Annotated in this window: 18 protein-coding genes; 8 read left to right on the forward strand and 10 right to left on the reverse strand. The window is 55.4% G+C overall.

Features of this window, described 5'->3' with window-relative positions; translation table 11 throughout:
* Positions 1–391: 391 nt before the first annotated feature.
* The 4 genes from hemG to pepQ are packed head-to-tail and all read right to left on the reverse strand — an operon-like array spanning position 392 to position 4,383.
* The gene (gene hemG, locus ACOTX1_RS20565) at positions 392–934 is read right to left on the reverse strand and encodes a menaquinone-dependent protoporphyrinogen IX dehydrogenase (RefSeq protein ID WP_003860122.1); all 543 of its coding nucleotides are present in this window, start codon (positions 932–934) and stop codon (positions 392–394) included.
* 10 nt (positions 935–944) lie between these two features.
* A complete protein-coding gene (gene trkH, locus ACOTX1_RS20570; RefSeq protein ID WP_022649737.1) occupies positions 945–2,396 on the reverse strand; it encodes a Trk system potassium transporter TrkH in 1,452 nt (483 codons plus the stop codon).
* 41 nt (positions 2,397–2,437) lie between these two features.
* On the reverse strand, positions 2,438–3,052 hold the full coding sequence (locus tag ACOTX1_RS20575; protein ID WP_015572737.1) for an IMPACT family protein: 615 nt from the start codon (positions 3,050–3,052) through the stop codon (positions 2,438–2,440).
* Positions 3,052–4,383, reverse strand: a complete 1,332-nt coding sequence (pepQ, locus tag ACOTX1_RS20580) for a Xaa-Pro dipeptidase (RefSeq protein WP_003860124.1) — start codon at positions 4,381–4,383, stop codon at positions 3,052–3,054. Before pepQ ends, ACOTX1_RS20575 begins: the two co-directional genes overlap by 1 nt.
* Before the next feature lie 190 nt (positions 4,384–4,573).
* On the opposite strand from pepQ, the gene fadB reads away from it, so the two are divergent.
* Both fadB and fadA read left to right on the forward strand, forming a co-directional pair.
* On the forward strand, positions 4,574–6,763 hold the full coding sequence (gene fadB, locus ACOTX1_RS20585) for a fatty acid oxidation complex subunit alpha FadB (RefSeq protein WP_023315008.1): 2,190 nt from the start codon (positions 4,574–4,576) through the stop codon (positions 6,761–6,763).
* Between the two features lie 9 nt (positions 6,764–6,772).
* Complete coding sequence (gene fadA / locus ACOTX1_RS20590) at positions 6,773–7,936, forward strand: acetyl-CoA C-acyltransferase FadA (RefSeq protein ID WP_023315009.1); 1,164 nt, start codon at positions 6,773–6,775, stop codon at positions 7,934–7,936.
* A gap of 202 nt (positions 7,937–8,138) precedes the next feature.
* On the opposite strand, the gene glyS is transcribed toward fadA, so the two are convergent.
* The 3 genes from glyS to ACOTX1_RS20605 form a co-directional block, all read right to left on the reverse strand.
* On the reverse strand, positions 8,139–10,208 hold the full coding sequence (gene glyS / locus ACOTX1_RS20595) for a glycine--tRNA ligase subunit beta (protein WP_022652021.1): 2,070 nt from the start codon (positions 10,206–10,208) through the stop codon (positions 8,139–8,141).
* A 9-nt stretch (positions 10,209–10,217) separates the two neighbouring features.
* Positions 10,218–11,129 carry a glycine--tRNA ligase subunit alpha gene (gene glyQ / locus ACOTX1_RS20600; protein ID WP_003860141.1) on the reverse strand — a complete coding sequence of 304 codons (912 nt, stop codon included), beginning with the start codon at positions 11,127–11,129 and terminating at the stop codon, positions 10,218–10,220.
* Between the two features lie 160 nt (positions 11,130–11,289).
* Complete coding sequence (locus ACOTX1_RS20605) at positions 11,290–11,595, reverse strand: YsaB family lipoprotein (RefSeq protein ID WP_017693801.1); 306 nt, start codon at positions 11,593–11,595, stop codon at positions 11,290–11,292.
* Positions 11,596–11,779: 184 nt separating this feature from the next.
* Between ACOTX1_RS20605 and ACOTX1_RS20610 the strand changes: the two genes are divergently transcribed.
* The gene (locus ACOTX1_RS20610; protein ID WP_022652022.1) at positions 11,780–12,775 is read left to right on the forward strand and encodes an acyltransferase; all 996 of its coding nucleotides are present in this window, start codon (positions 11,780–11,782) and stop codon (positions 12,773–12,775) included.
* 52 nt (positions 12,776–12,827) lie between these two features.
* Here the strand turns inward: ACOTX1_RS20610 and xylB are convergent, their stop codons facing one another.
* Positions 12,828–14,282 carry a xylulokinase gene (gene xylB / locus ACOTX1_RS20615; RefSeq protein WP_022652023.1) on the reverse strand — a complete coding sequence of 485 codons (1,455 nt, stop codon included), beginning with the start codon at positions 14,280–14,282 and terminating at the stop codon, positions 12,828–12,830.
* Positions 14,283–14,341: 59 nt separating this feature from the next.
* A complete protein-coding gene (xylA, locus tag ACOTX1_RS20620) occupies positions 14,342–15,664 on the reverse strand; it encodes a xylose isomerase (RefSeq protein WP_026080557.1) in 1,323 nt (440 codons plus the stop codon).
* A 371-nt stretch (positions 15,665–16,035) separates the two neighbouring features.
* On the opposite strand from xylA, the gene xylF reads away from it, so the two are divergent.
* The 4 genes from xylF (at position 16,036) to xylR (ending at position 21,013) form a co-directional block, all read left to right on the forward strand.
* Positions 16,036–17,028 carry a D-xylose ABC transporter substrate-binding protein gene (xylF, locus tag ACOTX1_RS20625; protein ID WP_006808602.1) on the forward strand — a complete coding sequence of 331 codons (993 nt, stop codon included), beginning with the start codon at positions 16,036–16,038 and terminating at the stop codon, positions 17,026–17,028.
* A gap of 72 nt (positions 17,029–17,100) precedes the next feature.
* On the forward strand, positions 17,101–18,642 hold the full coding sequence (locus ACOTX1_RS20630; protein WP_015572746.1) for a xylose ABC transporter ATP-binding protein: 1,542 nt from the start codon (positions 17,101–17,103) through the stop codon (positions 18,640–18,642).
* On the forward strand, positions 18,620–19,801 hold the full coding sequence (gene xylH / locus ACOTX1_RS20635; protein ID WP_003860151.1) for a xylose ABC transporter permease XylH: 1,182 nt from the start codon (positions 18,620–18,622) through the stop codon (positions 19,799–19,801). The genes ACOTX1_RS20630 and xylH overlap by 23 nt, the downstream gene beginning before the upstream one ends.
* A gap of 33 nt (positions 19,802–19,834) precedes the next feature.
* Positions 19,835–21,013 carry a D-xylose utilization transcriptional activator XylR gene (xylR, locus tag ACOTX1_RS20640; protein WP_263522661.1) on the forward strand — a complete coding sequence of 393 codons (1,179 nt, stop codon included), beginning with the start codon at positions 19,835–19,837 and terminating at the stop codon, positions 21,011–21,013.
* Between the two features lie 35 nt (positions 21,014–21,048).
* On the opposite strand, the gene ACOTX1_RS20645 is transcribed toward xylR, so the two are convergent.
* Positions 21,049–21,873 carry a protein bax gene (locus ACOTX1_RS20645; protein WP_022652025.1) on the reverse strand — a complete coding sequence of 275 codons (825 nt, stop codon included), beginning with the start codon at positions 21,871–21,873 and terminating at the stop codon, positions 21,049–21,051.
* A gap of 314 nt (positions 21,874–22,187) precedes the next feature.
* Here ACOTX1_RS20645 and ACOTX1_RS20650 point away from each other — a divergent pair, with 314 nt between their 5' ends.
* Positions 22,188–24,218: an alpha-amylase gene (locus tag ACOTX1_RS20650; RefSeq protein ID WP_023315011.1), complete on the forward strand. Its 2,031-nt coding sequence runs from the start codon at positions 22,188–22,190 to the stop codon at positions 24,216–24,218.
* Positions 24,219–24,237 lie beyond the last annotated feature (19 nt).

A 24,237-nucleotide genomic window follows, 5' to 3' on the forward strand; every position in this document is an offset into this window, starting at 1 on the left:
TTCAATCTGAGCCATGATCAAACTCTTCAATTTAAAAGTTTGATGCTCAATGAATTAAACTTCGTAATGAATTACGTGTTCACTCGTTGAGACTTGGTATTCATTTAGTGTCCGAGGACGTTAAGAATCCATGTCACTTTGAGTGCCCACACAGATTGTCTGATAAATTGTTAAAGAGCAGTGCCGCTTCGTTTTCGCTGCGGCGCGGGGTGTGCATATTACGCTTTCCCGCTTCAGAGTCAAGCGTTTGTTTTGCTTTTCTCTGCTGACCCGGCGGCTTGCGTGCCGTTGTTCCGTGTCAGTGGAGGCGCATTATAGGGAGTTCTTCTGAAGTGACAAGCACTAAATACAAAAAACTTTTCGTTCGCTCATTTTTCAAACTCAACGCTTATTAAACCCGCGCATCGTCCGTTAAATGCGCAATTTCACGGGCAAAACTGGCGACCTGAGCCCAGTCGGTATAAACCACTTCTTTACGCGTATCCGTTTCCCCGCCCGTCATTTTCATGATCAGGCGGATCATAAAGCGGTCGTACCAGCGGTAACGCGGGTAACGCAGCGCGCCAGCAAAGACAGAACAGATATCGGGCTGCCATGGCGAACTCAGCAAAAACTTACGCGTATAGCTGTTAGTCTGCGGCGTACGCTTCTCTGCTTTACGGGCAACCAGGTTGACCGAGTAAAACGCGCCAGGCAGCTGAGCGAGTTCCGCCGTATGCTTTTTCACAAAGCGATCCAGCGCCGGATGGAAATGGCCGTAACGAATTGAAGCGCCAATGACCACGCGGTCGTAATCCTGCCAGGCAATCTGTTCAGTGCGATTCAGGTTCACCACATCAGAATAAATGCCCAGCTCTTTGAGTTCAGAAGCCAGATATGAAGCAATCTCACGCGTTTGTCCGTCACGCGTTGAGAAAAGAATTAACGTTTTCACCAATGTCTCCTTACTCACGCCAGAATGTTGGGGTAAACAGCACCAGCAGCGTAAAGACCTCAAGACGCCCAAACAGCATATTGGCGATTAAGATCCACTTCGCCACCGGGTTCATACTGGCGAAGTTATCCGCCACGACGCCCAGCCCCGGCCCCAGGTTGTTTAACGTTGCCACCACAGAGGCGAAGGCAGAAAAATCATCCACGCCCGTGGCGATTATCGCCAGCATACTGACAATAAAGACCAGTGCATAAGCGGAGAAGAATCCCCACACCGCTTCGAGGATGCGTTCCGGCAGCGCGCGGTTCCCCAGCTTAATACTGTAAACCGCATTCGGGTGGACCAGACGTTTCAGCTCACGGTTCCCCTGCTTGAACAGCAGCAGAATACGGATCACCTTCAGACCGCCGCCCGTTGACCCGGCACAGCCGCCGATAAACGCAGAGCACAACAGCAGCACCGGCAGGAACAGCGGCCAACGCGCAATACTGTCCGTGGTGAAACCGGCGGTTGTTGCCATCGATACCACCTGGAAGAAGGCCTGGTTCAGGGTCGTGACCGCCGAGTTATAGACATCGTGGAACCACAGTACCAGGGTACAGATGATCACCAGAGTCAGCTGGACGCCAATAAACATCCGGAATTCCGGGTCGCGCCAGTACACCTTCAGGCTCCGTCCGCTAAGCAACGAGAAGTGTAGACCGTAGTTACAGCCTGAGATCAGCAAAAAGATGGCAATGATGGTATTGATTGTCGGGCTGTCGAAGTAGCCGACGCTGGCATCGTGGGTGGAGAACCCGCCGATAGCAATAGTCGCAAAGCTGTGCCCGATGGCATCAAACGCAGGCATCCCGGCAAACCACAGCGCCAGCGCGCAGGCCACCGTCAGCAGGACATAGATAAGCCACAGGGTTTTCGCCGTCTCCGCAATACGCGGGCGCATTTTGTTATCTTTCAGCGGGCCGGGCATCTCCGCCCGGTAAAGCTGCATCCCCCCGACGCCCAGAATCGGCAGGATAGCCACCGCCAGGACAATGATCCCCATACCGCCGAACCACTGGAGCATCTGCCGGTAAAAGAGAATCGCATGCGGGAGCGAATCCAGCCCCACAAGCGTGGTGGCCCCGGTGGTCGTTAATCCGGAGAACGATTCAAAAAACGCATCCGTGACGGTGAGATTCGGTTGTTCGGAGAAGATAAACGGCAGCGCACCCACGCTTCCCAGTACCGTCCAGAACAGGACCACAATCAGAAACCCCTCCCGGGATTTCAGTTCACCTTTCTCACGGCGGTTTGGCCACCACAGCAGGGAGCCAATCGTCAGCGCGACAAAAAAGGTTTGCGTAAATGCACGCCCCGCACCGTCCCGGTAGATGAGCGCCACCAGTCCGGGAATGATCATTGTCCCGGAGAAAAGTATGACCAGCAATCCAACGATTCGGGTAATGGCACGAAAATGCATCTCTGCCGCTTCCTTAGGTATTCAAAATTGTGAGGTGGGGATTATTCTTCAATCGGCAGTAATTGCAATGAACCGCGACTAAAATCAGCGAGTTTTGCTGAAAAAGCAGCCAGTTCCGCCTGAGGAAGCGCCACGCGTAATTGCACCATTGCCTGATAATCACTGTGTGCGATGACACCGTTAAACTGTTTAAGCAGTGCTTCGATACCCGATAGCTGGGCGTAATCGCATAACAAAGTATATTCCGTAAGTGGCGTTTTGCGGGTTGTTATCAGAAGATTAAGCGCCTGCTGGACACCACCTCCGTAGGCTTTGACCAGCCCTCCGGTGCCTAACAAAATGCCCCCGTAGTAGCGGACCACGACGGCGGTGATTTCACCCACGCCGCTGCCCATCAACTGGGAGAGCATCGGTTTTCCGGCCGTACCCGCCGGTTCACCGTCGTCAGAAAACCCGAGCTGCTGTGAGTCGTCTGGCGGCCCTGCGACCCACGCCACACAGTGATGGCGGGCATCCGGGTGCTGCGCGCGGACGGACTCGACGAACGCCTTCGCCGCCTCCACGCCGTCGGTATGCGCCAACAGCGTGATAAAGCGGCTTTTTTTGATTTCCTCAACAAAGGTGACCGGCTCGGCCGGTATCAGCCAGCTTTCCATCAGGCCAGCTTCAAATCTCGCGTCATGTTCTCAATGCTGTTCTCGTGAATAACCACGTTATCCTCGATACGAATGCCGCCATAAGGCTTCAGCGCTTCAATTTTCTCCCAGTTGAAGTGTTTGCTGAATTGCCCTTCGCGCCACGGCGCCAGCAGGGATTCAATAAAGTAGATGCCCGGCTCGATGGTCAATACCATACGCGGCGCCAGAACGCGGGTGCAGCGCAGATAAGGATATTTAGACGGTGCCGCCAGGTGCGTGCCGGTATCATCCTGCATAAAGCCCGCGACGTCATGAACCTGCAAACCCAGCGGGTGGCCGATACCATGCGGCATAAATGGCCCGGTCAAATCGTTCTCAACCATCGCCTCTTCGCTCATGTCTTTGATAATCTGATGCTTACGCAGCAGTTTAGCGATGCGCTGATGGAACTGGATGTGATAATCCACGTAGCTGGTTCCGGCCTTCATGGTGCCAATCAGCGCCAGCTGTTCGTCGTTCACGTCTTTAATCAATTGCGCAAAATCGGTATCCGCATTCGCCGCCCAGGTACGGGTCAGGTCTGCCGCATAACCATTGTACTCAGCCCCCGCGTCCAGCAGGAAGCTACGCATCTCAGCCGGAACCTGATGATCCAGTTTGGTGTAGTGCAGAACCGAGGCATGTTCATTCAGCGCCACGATGTTGCTGTACGGCACGTCGGTATCGCGGTGGCCGGTCGCCGTCAGGTAAGCCTGATTGATATCGAACTCGCTCATACCGGACTGGAACGCTTCGTGCGCCGCACGGTGGCCATTCACCGCCGTTTTTTGCGCTTCACGCATGCAGTAAAGTTCGTAGTCGGTCTTGTAGGCGCGATAGTAGTGCAGATAATCCAGCACGCCTTTCGGGTTGAGTTTATCTGCCGGAATATCCAGACCCAGCGCGCGCTCAGGAACCGGACCAATGTAGCCGATGTTGCCGCGCGCCGCTGGCAGCTGGCTGCCTATGCCGTCTGCTTTTGGCAGCGCAATCACGTCAATTTCTTCGGTCCAGAATGAGGTCGGCAGCGGCTCCACGTTGTGCCAGTAATCGACCGGCAGGTAGAACCACAGTTTCGGCTTGTTCACGCCATCCACCAGCAGCCAGCAATTTGGAACCTGCGTGACAGGCACCCAGGCTTTAAACTGCGGGTTAACCTTGAAGGGATAAGCATGGTCATCAAGAAAAGTATTCATCAGCTCGCCGGAGTGGATCAGCAGGGCATCCAGCTTGAAGCGGGCCAGTACATCGCGGGTACGTTCCTGTAGGGTAACGATATGATTTTTATAAAGCGAAGCCAGTGAGTCCATCATTCTTCCTTTCGTTTTTTTGACCTCAAGTCATCGCATCTTAGCACACCTCACTCCGGCTGCGTGATTTCCACCGACCGTGATCAGTGCAGCAATTTCTTAATGACTAATTTGCATTTTATTAACATAAATTCCACACTCCGTTTCATCTGGTATGACCAGATCCAATTGCTGGATTCAGGAGACCGACATGCTCTACAAAGGCGACACCCTGTACGTAGACTGGCTGGAAGATGGCATTGCCGAACTGGTGTTCGATGCCCCCGGCTCAGTGAATAAGCTTGATACCGCGACGGTGGCCAGTCTTGGCCAGGCGCTGGATGTACTTGAAAAGCAATCAGATTTAAAAGGGCTGCTGCTGCGCTCCAACAAAGCGGCCTTTATCGTTGGCGCGGATATCACCGAATTCCTGTCGCTGTTCCTGGTGCCCGAAGAACAGCTGAGCCAGTGGCTGCACTTCGCGAACAGCGTCTTTAATCGTCTGGAAGATCTGCCTGTCCCGACCCTTTCTGCCGTCAACGGTTACGCGCTGGGCGGCGGCTGCGAATGCGTGTTAGCCACTGATTACCGTCTGGCGACCCCGGACCTGCGTATCGGCCTGCCGGAAACCAAGCTGGGCATCATGCCGGGCTTTGGCGGCTCCGTCCGTATGCCGCGCATGCTGGGCGCCGACAGCGCGCTGGAGATCATTGCCGCGGGTAAAGACGTCGGCGCAGAACAGGCGCAGAAAATTGGCCTGGTCGACGGCGTTGTAAAACCTGAGAAGCTTGTTGAAGGCGCACTCGCCATTCTGCGTCAGGCCATTAACGGCGACCTCGACTGGAAAGCCAAACGTCAGCCGAAGCTGGAGCCGTTGAAGCTCAGCAAAATTGAAGCCACCATGAGCTTCACCATCGCCAAAGGCATGGTGATGCAGACGGCGGGTAAACACTACCCGGCGCCGATCACGGCGGTGAAAACCATTGAAGCGGCAGCCCGTCTGGGCCGTGATGACGCCCTGAAGCTGGAAAACCAGAGCTTTGTCCCGCTGGCGCACACCAACGAAGCCCGCGCGCTGGTTGGTATCTTCCTTAACGATCAGTTTGTGAAGGGCAAAGCCAAACAACTCACCAAAAACGTTGAAACGCCAAAACACGCGGCGGTACTCGGCGCGGGCATTATGGGGGGCGGCATCGCCTACCAGTCTGCCTGGAAAGGCGTGCCGGTGGTGATGAAGGACATCAACGAGAAATCCCTGACGCTGGGCATGACCGAAGCGGCCAAGCTGCTGAATAAACAGCTTGAGCGCGGCAAAATTGATGGTCTGAAGCTTGCAGGCGTGATCTCCACCATCCAGCCAGTGCTGGAATACAGCGGGTTCGACCGTGTGGACGTGGTGGTTGAAGCGGTCGTCGAGAACCCGAAAGTGAAAAAAGCGGTGCTGGCCGAAACCGAAGACAAGGTGCGTCCGGAAACCGTGCTGGCCTCTAACACCTCCACCATTCCTATCAGCGAACTGGCGAGCGTGCTGAAGCGTCCGGAAAACTTCTGCGGGATGCACTTCTTTAACCCGGTGCACCGCATGCCGCTGGTCGAAGTGATCCGTGGGGAGAAAACCTCCGACGAAACCATCGCCAAAGTGGTGGCGTGGGCGAGCAAGATGGGCAAAACGCCGATCGTCGTTAACGACTGCCCGGGCTTCTTCGTTAACCGCGTGTTGTTCCCTTACTTCGCCGGCTTCAGCCAGCTGCTGCGCGACGGCGCAGACTTCCGCAAAATCGATAAAGTGATGGAAAAACAGTTCGGCTGGCCGATGGGCCCGGCGTATCTGCTGGACGTTGTCGGCATCGATACTGCCCATCACGCGCAGGCGGTGATGGCGGCGGGCTTCCCGCAGCGCATGCAGAAAGACTATCGCGACGCCATTGACGCCCTGTTCGACGCCAATCGCTTTGGTCAGAAAAACGGTCTGGGCTTCTGGCGCTATAAAGAAGACAGCAAAGGCAAACCGAAAAAAGAAGAAGATGCGGCGGTGGATGGCCTGCTGGCCGACGTCAGTCAGCCGAAACGCGACTTCACTGACGACGAGATCATCGCCCGGATGATGATCCCGATGATCAACGAAGTGGTGCGCTGCCTCGAAGAAGGCATTATCGCCAGCCCGGCAGAAGCGGATATGGCGCTGGTGTACGGCCTCGGCTTCCCTCCGTTCCACGGCGGCGCGTTCCGCTGGCTGGATACGCTCGGCAGCGCTCGCTATCTCGATATGGCTCAGCAGTACCAGCACCTCGGCCCGCTTTATGAGGTGCCGGAAGGTCTGCGTAACAAAGCGCGTCATAACGAACCCTACTACCCAGCAGTTGAGCCAGCCCGTCCGGTTGGCGCGCTGAAGACGGCTTAAGGAGTCACAATGGAAAAGGTTGTCATTGTTGATGCGATTCGCACCCCGATGGGCCGTTCAAAAGGCGGTGCGTTCCGTAACGTGCGCGCGGAAGACCTCTCCGCGCACCTGATGCGTAGCCTGCTGGCGCGTAACCCGGCGCTGGACCCTGCTGCGCTGGACGATATCTACTGGGGCTGCGTCCAGCAGACGCTGGAGCAGGGCTTCAACATTGCCCGTAACGCGTCCCTGCTGGCGGAGATCCCGCACTCGGTTCCGGCCGTCACCGTCAACCGTCTTTGCGGTTCGTCGATGCAGGCGCTGCACGACGCGGCGCGGATGATCATGACCGGCGATGCGCAGGCCTGTCTGGTGGGCGGCGTGGAGCACATGGGCCACGTGCCAATGAGCCACGGGGTCGATTTCCATCCAGGTATGAGCCGCAACGTGGCGAAAGCCGCCGGTATGATGGGCCTGACCGCCGAGATGCTCTCCCGTCTGCACGGCATCAGCCGTGAGATGCAGGATGCCTTTGCCGCTCGCTCGCATGCCCGCGCCTGGGCCGCCACGCAGTCTGGTGCCTTTAAGAGTGAGATCATCCCGACCGGCGGTCACGACGCAGACGGCGTACTGAAGCAGTTCAGCTATGACGAAGTCATCCGCCCGGAAACCACCGTTGAAGCGCTTTCTACCCTGCGTCCGGCGTTTGATCCGGTCACCGGCACGGTAACGGCGGGCACCTCGTCTGCCCTGTCCGACGGTGCCGCCGCGATGCTGGTGATGAGCGAAAGCCGCGCCCGCGAATTAGGCCTGACGCCACGCGCCCGCGTGCGTTCGATGGCGGTCGTGGGCTGCGATCCATCCATCATGGGCTACGGTCCGGTTCCGGCGTCAAAACTGGCGCTGAAAAAAGCGGGGCTGAGCGCAAGTGATATCGACCTCTTTGAGATGAACGAAGCGTTCGCCGCGCAGATCCTGCCGTGCATTAAGGATCTGGGGCTGATGGATCAGATCGACGAGAAGATTAACCTCAACGGCGGCGCGATCGCCCTCGGACACCCGCTGGGCTGTTCCGGGGCGCGTATCAGTACCACGCTGATTAACCTGATGGAACGCAAAGATGCCCAGTTTGGTCTGGCAACGATGTGTATCGGGTTGGGTCAGGGGATCGCGACAGTGTTTGAGAGGGTGTAAATTAATTGAGAGAGTGTAAATAAGGAAAAGTATCTCAAAGCCAATGACGTCAGAACAAGGCGGCAAGCGAGCGAATCCCGATGAGCTTACATTAGTAAGTGATTCGGGTGAACGAGCGCAGCCAACGCAGTTATGGCGCCATTGGCGAAGAGAGACAGTTTAGTTGCCGTTCTTCCCGCCTGTCAGGGGCGGGTTTTTTACGTTATTGCAGCAGCGAAATATCCGCCACGCGCAGGAACAGCTCACGCAGTTTCTCAAGCATCGAGAGACGGTTAATCCGCAGCTCTTTATCTTCCACGTTCACCATCACCTTCTCGAAGAAGGCGTCGATGACGTCACGCAGCTCCGCCAGCTCCACCAGCGCTTCCTGGTAGCGACCTTCCGCGAAATACGGCTCCAGCTTGTCGCGCAGCACCACAACCTGCATCGCCAGAGAAATCTCTTCCGGCTCTTTCAGGGTTGCAGCGTTTACGCGATCGTTCAGCGTCTCGTCGGATTTCGCGAGGATGTTGGATACGCGCTTGTTAGCCGCGGCCAGCGCAGACGCCGCTTCCAGCGTACGGAAGTGGGATACCGCTTTCATACGCGCATCGAAATCTGCCGGACGGGTCGGACGACGCGCCAGCACCGCCTGAATGGTATCAACGGAGTAACCTTCGTCCTGATACCACGCGCGGAAACGACCGAGCATAAAGTCGATAACATCATCCACAACCTTCGCGTTGGTCAGCTTATCGCCGTACAGACGTACCGCTTCTTCGGTTAGCGTTTGCAGATCGAGGTTCAGGTTCTTCTCAACGATGATGCGCAGCACGCCCAGCGCAGCACGACGCAGCGCAAACGGGTCTTTGTCGCCTTTTGGATGCTGGCCGATACCGAAGATACCCGCCAGGGTGTCCATCTTATCGGCAATCGCCACGGCGCAGGCAACCGGATTGGACGGCAGATCGTCACCGGCAAAGCGCGGCTGATACTGCTCGTTCAGGGCTACCGCCACGTCTTCCGCTTCGCCATCGTGACGCGCGTAGTGCATACCCATCACGCCCTGGGTGTCGGTAAATTCGAACACCATGTTGGTCATCAGGTCGCACTTGGAGAGCAGGCCCGCACGGGTAGCGTGGTTAACGTCGGCGCCAATTTCACGGGCAATCCAGCCGGACAGCTCCGCGATACGGTCGGTTTTGTCGCGCAGCGTACCCAGTTGCTGCTGGAACAGTACAGTTTGCAGACGCGGCAGGTTATCTTCCAGACGTTTTTTACGGTCGGTGTTGAAGAAGAACTCGGCATCCGCCAGACGCGGACGCACCACTTTCTCGTTACCGGAGATAATCTGGCTCGGATCTTTCGATTCGATGTTCGCCACGAAGATGAAGTTTGGCAGCAGCTTGCCGTCGTTGGCGTAAACCGGGAAGTACTTCTGGTCACCCTTCATGGTGTAAACCAGCGCTTCTGCCGGAACGGCCAGGAATTTCTCTTCGAATTTCGCGGTCAGTACAACCGGCCATTCGACCAGCGAGGTCACCTCTTCCAGCAGGCTGTCGCTCAGGTCAGCGTTTCCGCCAATCTTGCGCGCCGCTTCTTCTGCGTCCGCTTTAATTTTGGCTTTACGCTGTTCGTAGTCGGCAATCACTTTACCGCGTTCCAGCAGGATCTGCGGATACTGGTCGGCATTGTCGATGGTGAACTCCGGCTCGCCCATAAAGCGATGGCCGCGGATCACGCGATCGGACGCCACGCCCAGAATGGTCGCCGGGATAACGGTATCGCCCAGCAGCAGGGTCACGGTGTGAACCGGACGCACAAAGTGAACGTCGGACGCGCCCCAGCGCATCAGCTTAGGGATTGGCAATTTTGCCAGCGAGGTCGCGATCATGTCAGGCAGCAGCGCTTCGGCGCTTTCGCCTTTCACATGGGCACGATACAGCAGCCATTCACCTTTGTCGGTGGTCAGACGCTCGGCCTGATCAACGGTGATGCCGCAGCCGCGCGCCCAGCCTTCTGCCGCTTTGCTCGGCTTGCCTTCCGCGTCGAACGCCTGAGCAATGGCCGGGCCACGTTTTTCAACTTCGCGATCCGGCTGGGACGCCGCCAGGTTTGCCACTTTCAGCGCCAGACGACGCGGCGCAGCAAACCACTCAATTTTACCGTGCGCCAGGCCAGCGTTATCCAGCTCAGCAGTGACGTTCGCAGCAAAAGATTCAGCCAGGCTGCGCAGGGCTTTTGGTGGCAGCTCTTCAGTGCCGATTTCCACCAGGAAAGTTTTCTCAGACATGGCCGCCTCTTATTTGTTTCGGTTGCACATCGGGAAGCCAAGGGCTTCACGGGACGCGTAGTAAGCTTCTGCAACGGCTTTGGTCAGGGTACGAATACGCAGAATGTAGCGCTGACGTTCAGTCACGGAGATCGCTTTGCGGGCATCCAGCAGGTTGAAGCTGTGGGCAGCCTTCAGAATACGCTCGTAGGCAGGCAGCGGCAGCGGAGTCTCCAGCGCCAGCAGCTGCTGGGCTTCTTTCTCGTACTGCTCGAAGCAGGTGAACAGGAAGTCCACGTCCGCGTATTCGAAGTTATAGGTGGATTGCTCCACTTCGTTCTGATGGAACACGTCGCCGTAGGTGGTTTTACCCAGCGGGCCGTCGCTCCAGACCAGGTCGTAAACGCTGTCTACGCCCTGAATGTACATGGCCAGACGTTCCAGACCATAGGTGATTTCGCCGGTAATCGGTTTACATTCCAGACCACCAACCTGCTGGAAGTAAGTGAACTGGGTCACTTCCATGCCGTTCAGCCACACTTCCCAACCCAGACCCCAGGCACCCAGCGTTGGGTTTTCCCAGTTATCTTCCACGAAACGAATGTCGTGAATGGTTGGATCCATACCCAGCTCTTTCAGTGACCCGAGGTACAGTTCCTGAATGTTGTCGGGTGATGGTTTAATCACCACCTGGAACTGATAGTAGTGCTGCAAACGGTTCGGGTTTTCGCCATAACGGCCATCGGTCGGACGACGGGATGGCTGCACATAGGCGGTCGCCATTGGCTCTGGCCCTAACGCGCGCAGGCTGGTCATAGGGTGTGAGGTGCCTGCGCCAACTTCCATGTCCAAAGGTTGAACAATGGTGCAGCCCTGACGAGCCCAGTAATCCTGTAAGGTCAGGATCAGGCCCTGGAAGGTCTTGGTATCAAACTTTTGCATAGTATTTCGTGCTGGATACGTGTGGTTTTAAATGGAAGGGATCAGTATACCCGCTGGCTGCAAGATATACAGTACGAAACGGGGTTGTTTAGGGAAAATTGGGGAATAAGCCCTACAGCCAGAACCTGCGAAGGCTCTGGTTGCTGCTTATACGAGCAATTTAACGCATTGAGAGATGTAAAAACTGGCCGTCTGCATCAAAAGAGCAGACAAAGCCCTCTTTACGCGCCGTATAGCCTTTCAGTTCATAGCTGCCCTGAAAGCGCTCGAAGCCGTTTATATGAATTTTCTGTGCTTCAGAATTATAGCGGTGAGCCGCCTGATCCCTGCACAGCTGTTCCATATTCAGGGAACGCTCCGGGCTCATTTTCCCCTGCTGCGCTTTTTGGACAGGTATCTCCTCAGAAGCACTGCATCCTGTTAATAAGAGCAGCAGAAAGAGTGACACCCCACGCTTCATCATCATTTTTATTACCGCCCTGGTCAGTGGCTGTTATTTTTAGTAGCAACACGTTTATAGATTAAAGTCCGTCATTCTGCGAATCTCGCCAGCTCCCTACAAGTTAGCCTGGCTAAACTCAGAATTTTCCAAGGGAAAAGTTTTACGCAATCGCAGTCACACTTTCTTTATCAGGAATACAGAGGAACTGATGCAGTCAAAAATTAACTGGATTGATAACCTGCGGGGAATAGCCTGTCTGATGGTGGTGATGATCCACACAACGACCTGGTATGTCACGAACGCGCACAGTATCAGCCCTGTTAACTGGGATGTCGCCAATGTTCTGAACTCGGCCTCCCGCGTGAGCGTCCCGCTGTTCTTTATGATTTCCGGTTTTCTCTTTTTTGGCGAGCGTAGCGCACAGCCGAGACATTTCATCCGTATTGTCTCCTGTCTGCTGTTTTACAGCGCGATTTCGCTGCTCTATATCGTCCTGTTCACTTCAATTAACGCTGAACGTTCCCTGCTCAACTTGTTGCAAAAACCGGTGTTCTATCATCTATGGTTTTTCTTCGCGATAATCGTTATTTATCTTGTTTCACCGTTAATTCAGGTAAAAAACGTCAACGGTAAAATGCTGCTGGCGCTGATGGTGGTCATCGGGATCGTGGCCAACCCGAATACCGTCTCACAGAAAATTGATGGCTTTGAATGGCTGCCCGTTAACCTCTATATCACCGGGGATACGTTTTATTACGTGCTGTACGGCATGCTGGGGCGCGCCATTGGCATGATGGAGACGCAAAAGCGAGGAATAAACTGGCTATGCGCGGCCGCGTTTCTCGTCGGTGTGTTTATTATCTCTCGCGGGACGCTGCATGAGCTGCAATGGCGCGGCAACTTTGCCGATACCTGGTATCTGTACTGCGGCCCGATGGTCTTTATCTGCGCGCTCTCTCTGCTGACGCTGGTTAAAAACACCCTGAATGCCCGCCCGCTTCCGGTGCTGGGGTTTATCTCTCGCCACTCGCTGGGCATTTACGGTTTTCACGCGCTGGTGATCCACGCCCTGCGCACCCGAGGCGTTGAGCTTAAAAGCTGGCCGGTGCTGGATATTGTCTGGATATTTACCGTTACGCTGGTTGTCAGCCTGCTGCTGTCAATGTTGCTGCAAAGAATCGATACGCGCCGGTTTGTGAGCTAACCCGGTTGAAGGCTGGCAGGCCGGGTAAGCGTTAGCGCCACCCGGCTCCTGTTTATGACATTAGCGGCAAAAGCTGCCGATAAATTTTGCGGAACACGTCTCGTCTTTCAGCATAGCGAGCATGATTTTTCGCATCAGGACGATGCTGCTGTTCAAGCGACAGCTGGGGCAAAAGCTGGGGCAGTGGTTTATCCCGGTTCAGCGCAATTTGCGCCAGCCGTGCCGCACCGAGCGCCGGGCCGACATCGCCTCCCGTACGATAGTCCAGCTGCAACCCGCTGATATCGGAAAGCATTTGCCGCCAGTAGCTGCTTCGCGCACCGCCGCCAATTAACGTAATGCTGGATGGCGTAAGTCCACAGTCATGCACGACATCCATTCCGTCCGCCAGAGCATAGCCAACGCCTTCAAGCACCGCGCGCGCCAGCTCTGCCGGGCCGTGCTGATGGGTAAGACCGAAGAACACCCCTTTCGCTTCCGGGTTGTTATGAGGCGTCCGCTCGCCGGAAAGGTACGGTAAAAACCAGACCGCACCGGCATTATCATCCGCCTGCTGTGCCGCTGCGATAAGCGCCGGGACGTCCGCCATTCCGGTTAGTTTTGCCGCCCAGTCGAGGCAGGAAGCCGCGCTCAGCATCACCGACATTAAATGCCATTTACCCGGCAACGCGTGGCAGAAGCTGTGTACGGCGCTTCCAGGATTGCTACGATACCCGTCACTGACGGCAAAATAGACACCGGAAGTGCCGAGCGAGAGCATGGCCTGTCCTGCCTCGACCATCCCCACGCCGACCGCCCCCGCCGCATTATCGCCGCCGCCAGCGACGACAGGTACGGCTGGCATATTCCAGCGTTCAGCAACAGAAGGCTGCAAAGCGCCCGTGATTTCGCTGCCTTCAAACAGCGCAGGCATATGATCGCGCGTCAGCTGGCAGGCATCCAGCATCGCCTCGCTCCAGTCCCGTTTCGCCACGTCGAGCCACATCGTGCCCGCGGCGTCAGACATGTCGCTGGCAAAATCCCCCGTCATGCGAAAACGCAGGTAGTCTTTCGGCAACAGAACCTTCGCCACCTGGCGAAAAATATCAGGCTCATGGCGCTGCACCCACAGGAGTTTTGGCGCGGTAAAACCGGGCATCATCAGGTTGCCCGTAATCTCGCGGGACGCAGGCACACGTTCCTCAAGGATCGCGCACTCTTCCGCACAGCGGCCATCGTTCCAGAGAATAGCCGGGCGCAGAACGCGATGCTGGCTATCCAGCAACGTTGCGCCATGCATTTGTCCGGCGATGCCCAGCGCTTTAACGTCGCGCAGGCTGTGCTGCTCGCCTAAGGCTGTCATCGCGCGGTCCGTCGCCTGCCACCACTGCTCCGGATCTTGTTCCGACCAAAGCGGATGCGGGCGTGAAACCTGCAACTTTTCAGTCTGCGTGGCTAACACATCGCCCTGCTCGCTTAACAGGATGGCTTTCACCCCCGACGTGCCAAGATCGATCCCGATATACATGTGGTGACTCCTTTGACAGAAATGCCCGGTGGCGCAGCGCTTACCGGGCATGAATGCTGTTATTTATCGAACAGGTAGTGATTGACCAGGTTTTCCAGCAGCTCCTGATGGCCGCTCTGATGCTGCGGCGCAAGCTGATGCTGTTCAGCGTACTTCGCGATCTCCGCAAGCGATAACTGACCTTTCAAAATTTGCTGGCCCAGCTCACTGTTCCAGCCGCTGTAGCGCTTCGCCACGCGCTTATCCAGCTCACCGTCTTCAATCATACGGGCTGCCACTTTCAGCGCCAGCGCCATGGTGTCCATCGCGCCAATATGCCCGTAGAACAGATCGTATTTGTCGGTGCTCTGGCGACGCACTTTGGCGTCGAAGTTCAGGCCGCCGGTGGTGAAACCGCCCGCTTTGATGATCTCGTACATCACCAGCGCATTCTCTTCCACGCTGTTCGGGAACTGGTCGGTATCCCAGCCCAGCTGTGGATCGCCACGGTTAGCATCGACAGAGCCGAAGATGCCCAGCGCAATCGCAGAGGCAATTTCGTGATGGAACGAGTGGCCCGCCAGGGTAGCGTGGTTAGCCTCAATATTCACTTTGATCTCTTTTTCCAGACCAAACTGCTTCAGGAAGCCATACACGGTGGCGACATCATAATCATACTGATGCTTGGTTGGCTCCTGTGGTTTTGGCTCAATCAGCAGCGTGCCGCGGAAACCGATTTTGTGTTTGTGGTCCACCACCATCTGCATAAAGCGACCAATCTGCTCACGCTCCTGACGCAGGTCGGTATTCAGCAGCGTTTCATATCCTTCACGACCGCCCCAGAGTACATAGTTCTCACCGCCCAGCTGATGCGTGGCGTTCATCGCAGTCACGACCTGGGTTGCCGCCCAGCTGAAGACTTCCGGATCCGGGTTGGTTGCCGCGCCCGCGCCATAGCGAGGGTTGGTAAAGCAGTTAGCCGTACCCCAGAGCAGCTTGACGCCACTTTGCTGCTGTTTTTCAGCCAGTACGTCGACCATCTGCGCGAAGTTGTTCAGATACTCTTTCAGCGATGCCCCTTCCGGCGACACATCCACATCGTGGAAACAGTAGTACGGCACGTTCAGCTTATGGAAGAACTCGAACGCGACGTCGGCTTTACGCTTCGCCAGCTCAATGGCCTCGCCCGGCTGTTGCCATGGACGGTCAAAAGAGCCCACGCCGAACATATCGGCACCGTTCCAGCAGAAGGTGTGCCAGTAGCAGGCGGCAAAGCGCAAGTGATCTTCCATGCGCTTACCCAGCACCAGCTCATCCGGGTTGTAGTGACGAAATGCTAAAGGATTGGTCGTTTTCGTGCCTTCGAAACGAACGCGATCGAGTTGGTCGAAATAAGCTTGCATATTGAGCTCCATAATCAGGGTATGCGGCGTGGTCTTGCTTCTGGAGTAATAGTGAATAGACATTGGAGGTTGCTCAATTACGTTATTTCACACTGCTATTGAGAGAATGCGCAATTGTGCGCTGGCTCGCAAAATAATGTGCAGACAAACTATTTTTCGGCGCGCATTCCAGAATCAAATGTAATTAATAGGTTACGCTTTTTAAAATCCGATCGCGGTCATAAATTCAGAAATAAACCAAATATCGTAATGAGAAGATAAAAATCTGTAATTGCCAGCAGGCCTTTCCACGTTAAAAATTTGCTGCGTCTCAGCAGTGAATGTTTCTTTTATCTCAGCTACACATACCCCTACAAAAAGGCCTAATAATTATGAAGATAAAGAACCTGACCCTAACGCTCTGCACTACTCTCCTGCTTGCAAGCTTTGCCGGCCACGCCAAAGAGGTCAAAATCGGCATGGCGATTGATGACTTACGCCTGGAGCGCTGGCAAAAAGATCGCGATATCTTTGTTAAAAAAGCGGAATCTCTCGGCGCGGAGGTGTTCGTTCAGTCCGCTAACGGCAACGAAGAGACGCAAATGTCGCAAATCGAGAATATGATCAACCGTGGCGTCGATGTGCTGGTCATTATCCCGTATAACGGCCAGGTATTAAGCAACGTGGTGAAAGAAGCGAAACAGGAAGGCATAAAAGTCCTGGCTTATGACCGCATGATTAATAATGCCGACATTGATTATTATATTTCGTTCGACAATGAAAAGGTGGGCGAATTACAGGCTAAAAGCCTGGTCGCAAAAGTGCCTCAGGGGAATTATTTCCTGATGGGCGGCTCGCCCGTGGATAACAACGCCAAACTGTTCCGCCAGGGACAAATGAAAGTGCTGAAGCCGTATATCGACGAGGGCAAAATTAAAGTCGTCGGCGACCAGTGGGCTGACGGCTGGTTACCGGAAAACGCGCTGAAAATTATGGAAAACGCGTTGACTGCAAATAACAACAAAATCGATGCGGTGGTGGCCTCTAACGATGCCACTGCGGGTGGCGCCATTCAGGCGCTGAGCGCGCAGGGTCTGGCCGGGAAAGTCGCTATTTCCGGACAGGACGCCGACCTTGCGGGTGTAAAACGCATCATCGCGGGTACCCAGACCATGACGGTGTATAAGCCCATTACCGAGCTTGCCAATACGGCCGCCGAAATTGCCGTTGAGCTGGGCAATGGCCAGCAACCTAAAGCAGACGCGACGTTAAATAACGGCCTGAAAGACGTACCTGCTCGCCTGCTTACCCCTATCGAAGTCAACAAAGAGAATATTGACGCCACCGTGGTGAAAGACGGTTTCCATAAGAAGAGTGAACTGTAATCCAGCGCAGCCCCTGCCCGGCAGGGGCGCATCGACCTGCCCTGTACATCTGTCGGGCCATGCGGAGCAGTTATGTCTTATTTACTTGAAATGAAAAGCATCACCAAAGCCTTCGGGGCGGTGAAAGCAGTCGATAACGTAAGCCTGCGGCTGAATCCCGGCGAAGTGATGTCGCTGTGCGGCGAAAATGGCTCGGGAAAATCCACGCTGATGAAAGTGTTGTGCGGGATCTATCCGCACGGCAGCTACGAGGGCGAAATCGTCTTTGCCGGCGAGGTGCTCCAGGCCACGCACATTCGCGATACCGAACGTAAAGGCATCGCTATTATTCACCAGGAGCTGGCGCTGGTGAAGCACCTTACCGTGCTGGAAAATATTTTTCTCGGCGCCGAACTCTCACGCCACGGCGTACTGGATTACGACACCATGACGCTGCGCTGCGAAAAACTGCTGGCCCAGGTGAGCCTGGCTATCTCACCGGATACGCGCGTGGGCGACTTAGGTTTGGGCCAGCAGCAGCTGGTGGAGATCGCCAAGGCGCTGAACAAGCAGGTACGCCTGCTGATCCTCGACGAGCCAACCGCCTCACTCACCGAACAGGAAACCGCCGTTCTGCTCAATATCATCCGCGACCTGCAAAACCACGGTATCGCCTGCATCTATATTTCGCACAAGCTCAATGAGGTGAAAGCTATTTCCGACACCATCTGCGTCATCCGCGACGGGCAGCACATTGGCACGCGTGAAGCAGAAGGCATGAGCGAAGATGACATCATCACCATGATGGTGGGTCGCGAACTCACCGCACTGTATCCCAACGAACCACACACCATAGGCGAAGAACTCCTGCGCGTGGAAAACCTGACGGCGTGGCATCCCGTTAACCGCCACATCAAGCGCGTGGATAACCTCTCCTTCTCGCTGCACCGCGGCGAAATTCTCGGTATTGCGGGTTTAGTGGGTGCCGGAAGAACCGAGGCCGTGCAGTGTCTGTTTGGCGTCTGGCCGGGGCGCTGGGAAGGCAAAATTTATATCGACGGTCAGCCGGTAAAAATCGACAACTGCCAGCAGGCCATTGCCAAAGGCATTGCTATGGTGCCCGAAGACCGCAAAAAAGACGGCATCGTGCCGGTCATGGCGGTGGGAAAAAATATCACGCTGGCGGCGCTCAGCCAGTTTTCCGGCGCGCTGAGCAGCCTGGATGATGCCGCAGAACAGCAGTGTATTCTTCAGTCACTTGCCAGGCTCAAGGTGAAAACCTCCTCGCCGGAACTGGCGATAGGTCGCCTGAGCGGCGGCAACCAGCAGAAAGCGATTCTGGCGCGCTGCCTGTTGCTTAATCCGCGCATTTTAATTCTGGACGAACCCACGCGCGGGATCGATATCGGCGCGAAGTATGAAATCTACAAGCTGATCAACCAGCTTGTGCAGCAAGGGATTGCCGTCATTGTTATCTCGTCCGAATTGCCTGAAGTGCTGGGGCTGAGCGACCGCGTGCTGGTCATGCATGAAGGGAAACTCAAAGCCAACCTGAACAACCAGAACCTGACGCAAGAGCAGGTGATGGAAGCTGCCTTAAGGAGCGAACGCCATGTCGAAAAGCAACCCGTCTGATATCAAAGTCGCTGTTCCGACGCCCGGTGCGTTCGCAGGACTTAAATCGCTGAATCTGCAAGTTTTTGTAATGATTGCCGCCATTATCGTGATCATGTTGTTCTTTACCTGGATGACCGATGGCTCCTATTTGAGCGCACGTAACGTTTCTAACCTGCTGCGTCAGACCGCCATCACCGGGATCCTGGCGGTGGGGATGGTCTTTGTGATTATCTCAGCGGAAATTGACCTGTCAGTAGGGTCGATGATGGGTCTGCTCGGCGGCGTGGCGGCAATTTTTGACGTCTGGCTCGGCTGGCCGCTGCCGCTGACGATTGCGGTCACGCTGGTACTGGGTCTGCTGCTGGGGGCGTGGAATGGCTGGTGGGTGGCCTACCGTAAGGTCCCGTCGTTTATCGTCACCTTAGCGGGGATGCTGGCCTTCCGCGGCATTCTGATTGGGATCACCAACGGCACTACCGTCTCCCCGACCAGCGCCTCGATGTCCCAGATTGGCCAAAGCTACCTCTCTGATGGCGTCGGTTTTACGATCGGCGTGGTTGGGCTGATGGCGTTTGTCGCGTGGCAATGGCGAGGACGCATGCGTCGCCAGGCGCTGGGGCTGGCCTCGCCTGCTTCAACCTCGGTTGTCGGCCGTCAGGCGCTTACTGCGGTGATTGTACTGGGCGCCATCTGGCTGTTAAACGATTATCGCGGCGTCCCAACGCCCGTTTTGCTGCTGGCGCTGTTGCTGTTAGGTGGGATGTTTATGGCCACGCGTACCGCATTCGGTCGCCGTATTTATGCCATCGGTGGCAATCTCGAAGCCGCGCGTTTGTCCGGCATTAACGTAGAACGCACCAAACTCGCCGTCTTTGCCATCAACGGCCTGATGGTGGCCATAGCGGGGCTGATCCTCAGCTCACGTTTGGGGGCGGGCTCCCCCTCTGCCGGTAATATTGCCGAGCTGGACGCCATCGCCGCCTGCGTGATTGGCGGGACCAGCCTCGCCGGGGGCATTGGCAGCGTGGCGGGGGCGGTGATGGGCGCATTTATTATGGCTTCGCTGGATAACGGGATGAGTATGATGGACGTGCCGACGTTTTGGCAGTATATCGTCAAGGGTGCCATTCTTTTGCTGGCAGTCTGGATGGACTCTGCCACCAAGCGGCGCGCCTGATAACAGTATCGTGACTAATTTGGGAAATAAGCCATGTTTGAAAAGCGTCACCGCATTACGTTGTTATTCAATGCCAACAAAGCCTATGACCGGCAGGTGGTTGAAGGGGTTGGCGAATATTTGCAGGCGTCGCAATCCGAATGGGATATTTTCATCGAAGAAGATTTTCGTACCCGTCTGGAGAACATCAAAGACTGGCTGGGCGACGGGGTCATCGCTGACTTTGACGACCCCGTGATTGAACAGTTGCTGAGTGGCGTTGACGTGCCTATCGTGGGCGTTGGCGGCTCTTATCATACACCGGAACATTATCCTCCCGTTCACTACATCGCCACGGATAACCATGCTCTGGTCGAGACCGCCTTCCTCCATTTAAAGGAGAAAGGCGTCCATCGTTTTGCGTTTTACGGATTGCCCGCCACGAGCGGAAAGCGCTGGGCGATGGAGCGTGAGTATGCCTTCTGCCAGCTGGTTGCCCAGGAGAAGTATCGCGGCGTCGTTTATCAGGGGCTGGAAACCGCGCCAGAAAACTGGCAGCACGCACAAAATCGTCTGGCTGACTGGCTGCAAACGCTGCCGCCCCAGACAGGGATTATCGCCGTGACGGACGCCCGCGCCCGCCACGTATTACAGGTGTGCGAACATTTGCATATTCCGGTGCCTGAAAAGCTGTGCGTGATTGGTATTGATAACGAAGAGCTTACGCGCTATCTGTCGCGCGTGGCGCTCTCATCCGTGGCTCAGGGTACCCGTCAGATGGGCTATCAGGCCGCAAAGCTGCTGCACAGACTGTTAGACAACGAATCCCTGTCGCTCCAGCGTCTGCTGGTTCCTCCCGTTCGCGTGGTCGAACGTCGCTCAACTGACTACCGCTCATTAAACGATCCGGCCGTGATTCAGGCGATGCACTACATTCGCAATCATGCCTGCAAAGGGATTAAGGTCGATCAGGTGCTCGATTCGGTCGGCATATCACGTTCGAATCTGGAGAAGCGGTTTAAAGAGGAAGTGGGTGAGACGATCCACGCCGTGATCCATGCGGAAAAGCTGGAGAAAGCGCGCAGTCTGCTGATCTCCACCTCGCTGTCGATCAACGAGATTTCACAGATGTGTGGCTATCCGTCGCTTCAGTATTTCTATTCGGTGTTCAGGAAAGAGTATGACACCACGCCGAAGGAGTACCGGGAACGGTACAGTGAAGTCCTGCTCTAGAAAAAAGAACGCCTTCCAGTGGAAGGCGTTTTTCATTACATATGTGCGGCAATCAGACGCTGGTTATCCTGGTACATGGAGAACAGGTAATTGTTATAACGCTGTCCCTGAGTGGAATAACCTTTCAGCTTATGGATCATCGCCGTGGCCGTCACTTCCTGATCCGCCTTACGCAGCTGAGCGCGTGACTTACGGAACGAGGAATAGGCCGGGTGGGTGTTCAGGTTCACCACGTAGGCATTCACGGAATCTTTCACCGATTCAAACTGTGAATAGCCCTTCACCTTGCCGGGCGCGTTAGTACAACGACCTTTTACGCATTTCATGCCAAACAGATTGTTGTTGTTGCGCGCCAGCTTCGAGGTGCCCCAACCGCTTTCGGCGGCGGCCATTGTCGCGACCATACTGCCTGGAATGATGTCCACACGTTCTAACAGTGAGTTCCAAGGCACGCGACGCGTGTTCCCGCTCCACTTCACTTTATAGCGTTTGGCGATATCTTTCAGGCGAGTGCGCTCAGACGGCGACCAGCGGCTGTCGTACTGTTTGGAGATCAGCCAGTTACGATCCGCAGTAATCGCGGCATTTTGGCTTTTAATGTAAGGCATTACCGTCCGGAGAAACGCTTTTTTCCTTGGTGTCCCGGAAGGGTATTTTCGCAAATCAGGAAGTGAACTACTCTTTGCACTATTGCGAGAATACTCTTGTTTACTGCTAACCTTACTGCTTGTCGTCTTTATTACGTGGGCTTTCTTACTCGTTGTATCCGTGTGCGTCTTTGCAAGCACCTCACCTGAAAATGCCATGGTGAGTAACATGAGTATCGCGGCCCCATATCGTCGAATGGGAGTCGATATCATTAGGTCTCCTGGTCGGATATAAACATTCCAACACCTTATTTTCTTCAAAAATTTGAGAGCGGAATCTCAAATCGTACCAAAAATAGTCTTCAAGAGCACGTCTATAAATAGTCCAATTCCGAAACTATGTCATCCGGAACATGCTCATTAAAGCATCAACGCTGGAAAAATGTGCGCGATATCGCAGATAACTGCCTAATTTTGCGCGGGATCACTCATCCCTTCGCGTCCTCCTTGCAGAAAGCCGTAGAGGAGGAGTTTTTCCCCTGAGCCGAATGGCACACTGGTCAAAAATGCCGCGACAGGAAAATGGAATGAAACGCACTGCATTAGCTGTTCTGATGTTACCCGCATTCGCGCATGCCGACTGGTCATCGCCGGGATTTAACGCGTTTAGCGCTGAAGGTACCGGCGTCTTTACCAGCCAGGCAACGCTTGCGAAGGGTACCCGCCCGCTGACGTTGAGTCTTGACAACGCGTGCTGGCAGCCGACAGGTGCCATTAAGCTCAACGAGATGCTGTCGCTCAAACCGTGCGAAGGCACCCCACCGCAGTGGCGGTTATTCCGTGACGGCGTTTATCAGATGCGTATTGATACGCGCTCGGGAACGCCGACGCTGATGTTGACGGTGCAAAGTGCGGCGCCACAGCCTGTCGCAAACGTCACCCGCCAGTGCCCGAAGTGGGACGGCAAACCGCTGACGATCGACGTCGTTAACACCTTCCCGGAAGGCACGGTGGTGCGTGATTTTTACACTAAACAGACCGCGACCGTTCAAAATGGCAAAGTGACTCTTCAGCCAGCCGCCAACAGCAATGGCCTGCTGCTGCTTGAGCGCGCCGAGACGGACAAACCCGCGCCGTTCAGCTGGCAAAACGCCACCGTCTATTTCGTGCTGACCGATCGCTTCGTGAATGGCGACCCCACCAACGACAACAGCTATGGCCGTCATAAAGACGGTATGCAGGAGATTGGTACTTTCCACGGCGGCGATCTGAAAGGGCTTACCAGCAAACTGGATTACCTTCAGCAGCTGGGCGTGAATGCGCTCTGGATAAGCTCGCCGCTGGAGCAGATCCACGGCTGGGTTGGCGGCGGCACCAAAGGGGATTTCCCCCACTACGCCTATCACGGCTATTACACTCAGGACTGGACGAAGCTCGACGCCAACATGGGCAACGAAGATGATTTACGCCAGCTTGTCGACGACGCGCACAGGCGCGGTATCCGCGTCCTGTTTGACATTGTCATGAACCACGCGGGTTATGCGACGCTTGCAGATATGCAGGAGTATCAGTTTGGCGCGCTCTATTTGCAGGGCGATGAGCTGAAAAAAACCCTCGGCGAGCGCTGGACTGACTGGAAGCCAGGAGCGGGGCAAAGCTGGCACAGCTTCAACGATTACATCAACTTCAGTGACAAAGCCGCATGGGAAAAATGGTGGGGTAAAAAATGGATCCGTACCGATATCGGTGATTACGACAACCCGGGCTTTGACGATCTGACCATGTCGCTGGCCTTCCTGCCGGATCTGAAAACGGAATCTAAGATCCCGTCAGGTTTGCCGAACTTTTATCAACACAAGCCCGACACCAACGCGAAAATGATGACGAATTTCACGCCGCGAGATTACCTGACCCACTGGCTTAGCCAGTGGGTACGTTACTACGGCATCGACGGTTTCCGGGTCGATACCGCTAAGCACGTTGAGCCTGAAGCCTGGCAGCAACTGAAAAACCAGGCCAGCCAGGCGCTGGCCGCGTGGAAAGCCGCCAACCCGGACAAAAAACTCGACGATGCGCCGTTCTGGATGACCGGTGAATCCTGGGGCCACGGCGTAATGCAGAGCGATTATTACCGCCACGGCTTCGATGCGATGATCAACTTTGACTATCAGGAGCAGGCGGCGAAAGCGGCGGACTGTCTGGCCGATATGGATTTGACCTGGCAGCAAATGGCAGAAAAGCTGCAAAGTTTTAATGTGCTGAGCTATCTCTCCTCCCATGATACGCGTCTGTTCCGTGAAGGAGGCCAGCGCGCCGCTGAGTTACTGTTGCTGGCACCGGGAAGCGTGCAGATCTATTACGGCGATGAATCAGAGCGTCCTTTCGGCCCGACGGGCTCCGATCCGCTACAGGGAACCCGTTCGGATATGAACTGGCAGGACGTCACGGGTAAACAGGCGTTAACTGTCGCCCACTGGCAGCTTCTGGGGCAGTTCCGCGCCCGTCATCCGGCGGTGGGTGAAGGCAAGCAAACAACGCTGTCAATGAAAGAAGGCTACGGCTTTGTGCGCGAGCACAAGGGCGATAAGGTGATGGTGGTGTGGGCGGGTAATCAATAGACCCCCTCACCCTAACCCT

Origin of the sequence: Enterobacter cloacae complex sp. IR5401 (assembly GCF_049238425.1) — a bacterium.
Taxonomy (GTDB): Bacteria; Pseudomonadota; Gammaproteobacteria; order Enterobacterales; family Enterobacteriaceae; genus Enterobacter; species Enterobacter hormaechei_C.

What these genes read in the sequence shown, in the direction of transcription:
- ACOTX1_RS20630 (WP_015572746.1), top strand. Translation starts at nt 17,101, where the DNA reads ATGTCTTATTTACTTGAAATGAAAAGCATCACCAAAGCCTTCGGGGCG.
- xylA (WP_026080557.1), bottom strand. Translation starts at nt 15,664, where the DNA reads ATGCAAGCTTATTTCGACCAACTCGATCGCGTTCGTTTCGAAGGCACG.
- ACOTX1_RS20645 (WP_022652025.1), bottom strand. Translation starts at nt 21,873, where the DNA reads ATGATATCGACTCCCATTCGACGATATGGGGCCGCGATACTCATGTTA.
- ACOTX1_RS20650 (WP_023315011.1), top strand. Translation starts at nt 22,188, where the DNA reads ATGAAACGCACTGCATTAGCTGTTCTGATGTTACCCGCATTCGCGCAT.
- xylB (WP_022652023.1), bottom strand. Translation starts at nt 14,282, where the DNA reads ATGTATATCGGGATCGATCTTGGCACGTCGGGGGTGAAAGCCATCCTG.
- fadA (WP_023315009.1), top strand. Translation starts at nt 6,773, where the DNA reads ATGGAAAAGGTTGTCATTGTTGATGCGATTCGCACCCCGATGGGCCGT.
- ACOTX1_RS20610 (WP_022652022.1), top strand. Translation starts at nt 11,780, where the DNA reads ATGCAGTCAAAAATTAACTGGATTGATAACCTGCGGGGAATAGCCTGT.
- ACOTX1_RS20605 (WP_017693801.1), bottom strand. Translation starts at nt 11,595, where the DNA reads ATGATGATGAAGCGTGGGGTGTCACTCTTTCTGCTGCTCTTATTAACA.
- xylF (WP_006808602.1), top strand. Translation starts at nt 16,036, where the DNA reads ATGAAGATAAAGAACCTGACCCTAACGCTCTGCACTACTCTCCTGCTT.
- xylH (WP_003860151.1), top strand. Translation starts at nt 18,620, where the DNA reads ATGTCGAAAAGCAACCCGTCTGATATCAAAGTCGCTGTTCCGACGCCC.
- fadB (WP_023315008.1), top strand. Translation starts at nt 4,574, where the DNA reads ATGCTCTACAAAGGCGACACCCTGTACGTAGACTGGCTGGAAGATGGC.
- xylR (WP_263522661.1), top strand. Translation starts at nt 19,835, where the DNA reads ATGTTTGAAAAGCGTCACCGCATTACGTTGTTATTCAATGCCAACAAA.
- glyS (WP_022652021.1), bottom strand. Translation starts at nt 10,208, where the DNA reads ATGTCTGAGAAAACTTTCCTGGTGGAAATCGGCACTGAAGAGCTGCCA.
- trkH (WP_022649737.1), bottom strand. Translation starts at nt 2,396, where the DNA reads ATGCATTTTCGTGCCATTACCCGAATCGTTGGATTGCTGGTCATACTT.
- ACOTX1_RS20575 (WP_015572737.1), bottom strand. Translation starts at nt 3,052, where the DNA reads ATGGAAAGCTGGCTGATACCGGCCGAGCCGGTCACCTTTGTTGAGGAA.
- pepQ (WP_003860124.1), bottom strand. Translation starts at nt 4,383, where the DNA reads ATGGACTCACTGGCTTCGCTTTATAAAAATCATATCGTTACCCTACAG.
- glyQ (WP_003860141.1), bottom strand. Translation starts at nt 11,129, where the DNA reads ATGCAAAAGTTTGATACCAAGACCTTCCAGGGCCTGATCCTGACCTTA.